This window comes from Desulfovibrio sp. 1188_IL3213 (assembly GCF_036763145.1).
Lineage (GTDB): Bacteria > Desulfobacterota > Desulfovibrionia > Desulfovibrionales > Desulfovibrionaceae > Desulfovibrio.
Map to the genome: position 1 here is coordinate 1 of NZ_JBAIYR010000377.1, position 2221 is coordinate 2221.

1 protein-coding gene is annotated in these 2221 nt (G+C 62.8%); it reads left to right on the forward strand.

What is annotated here, in order from left to right; genetic code table 11:
- On the forward strand, positions 1–2221 hold a 2221-nt coding region (locus tag V6C16_RS11610), incomplete at both ends, for an AIR synthase-related protein (protein WP_333543276.1).

Genomic DNA, 2221 nt, shown 5'->3' on the forward strand with positions numbered 1-2221 from the left:
ATTGTCAACGATCCCGCCGCCCCGCTCAGCCGCGAGCAGGTGGACACGCTGGCCCGCGACCTGCTGTGCAACACCCTTATCCAGCGCTACCGCATCAAAAGCCGTGACCAATGGCAGGCCAGCCCCGGCTTTGAGGCGCAGGCCGCCCAGGTTACCGGCGAATCCAACGACACGGTGGAAACCATCGGCCTTTCCGGCATGGATGACGAAGCCCTCATGCAGGCCAGCCGCTCCAATACCTGGGCGCTGAACCTCAAGGAAATGCACTGCATCCGCGACCAGTTTTCCGCGCCGGATGAAGCCCGCCGCCGCGAGGCCCTCAACCTGCCCGCCAACCCCACGGACGTGGAAATGGAAGTGCTGGCCCAGACATGGTCCGAGCACTGCAAGCACAAGATATTTGCCTCGCGCATCGACTATACCGATGAAGATACCGGCCGCCACGAAGTGGTGGACAACCTTTACAAGACCTGCATCCGCGACGCCACGGCCATCCTGCGTGAGCGCATGGGCGAAAACGACTACTGCAAGTCCGTATTCAAGGACAATGCGGGCGTCATCGCCTTTATCAACGGCTACGATGCCTGCATCAAGGTAGAAACCCACAACAGCCCCTCGGCGCTCGACCCCTACGGCGGCGCGCTGACAGGCATTGTGGGCGTCAACCGTGACCCCATGGGCACAGGCATGGGCGCGGAACTGGTGTGCAATACAGACGTGTTCTGCTTTGCCTCGCCCTTCCACGACAAGCCCCTGCCCCCGCGCCTGCTGCACCCCCGCCGTGTGCTTGAAGGCGTACGCGAAGGCGTGGAACACGGCGGCAACAAGTCCGGCGTGCCTACGGTCAACGGCTCTCTGGTCTTTGACGAGCGCTTCCTGGGCAAACCGCTGGTCTATTGCGGCACGGTAGGCATTATTCCGGCTGAACTGCACGGTCGTCCCGGCTGGTACAAGAAGGCCGAAACCGGCGACGTCATCGTCATGACCGGAGGGCGCATCGGCAAGGACGGCATCCACGGGGCCACGTTCTCCTCCGAAGAGCTGCACGAGGGCTCCCCGGCCACAGCCGTACAGATCGGTGACCCCATCACCCAGCGCAAAATGTATGACTTCATCATACGCGCCCGCGACCTCGGCCTGTACAACGCCATTACCGACAACGGCGCGGGCGGCCTGTCCTCGTCCGTGGGCGAAATGGCCGAAGACACGGGCGGCTGCGTGCTTGATATTGCCAAGGCTCCCCTCAAATACGACGGCCTGCGCCCGTGGGAAATCCTGCTCTCCGAAGCGCAGGAACGCATGACCCTGGCCGTGCCGCCCGCAAAACTGGACGAATTCATGGCTCTGGCCGCCCGCATGGATGTGGAAGCCACCGCCCTGGGAACGTTCACCGAGTCCGGCTATTTTGAGGTGCGCTACAATGACCGCATTGTGGCCTCCATGCCCATGAGCTTCATGCACGAAGGCGTGCCGCAGCTTGAGCTGGAAGCCGTGTGGAAGGCGCCTGAAGTCAAAGAAATCAAGGTGGATGTGGCCGATGCGGATCAGGGCGCGTTTTTGAAGCGCATGCTCAGCCGCCTCAATATCTGCTCCAAGGAATACATTATCCGCCAGTACGACCATGAGGTGCGCGGCGGCAGCGTCATCAAGCCGCTGGTGGGCGTCAAGCGCGATGGCCCGGCCGATGCGGGCGTATTGCGCCCCCTGCTGGAATCCGATGCGGGCCTTGTCATTTCGCACGGCATCTGCCCCAAGTTCAGCGAGTATGACACGTACTGGATGATGGCCAACGCCATGGACGAAGCCATCCGCAATGCCGTGGCCGTGGGCGCCGATCCCGATGCTCTGGCAGGGGTGGACAACTTCTGCTGGTGCGACCCCGTGGTCAGCCCCACCAATCCCGACGGCCGCTACAAGCTTGCCCAGCTTGTGCGTGCCTGCCGCGCCCTGCGCCAGTTCAGTCTGGCCTTCGGCGTTCCCTGCATCTCGGGCAAAGACTCAATGAAGAACGACTACACCGGCGGCGGCGAGCGCATCTCCATTCCGCCCACGGTGCTCTTCTCCATACTGGGCGTCATCCGCAACGTTACCGCCACCCAGACCTCGGACTTCAAGAAAGAGGGCGACCACATCTATATGCTTGGCGGCACGTGGCGCGAAATGGCGGGCAGCGAAGCCGCCGATGAACTGGGCCTCAAGGGCGGGCAGGTCCCGCACGTTG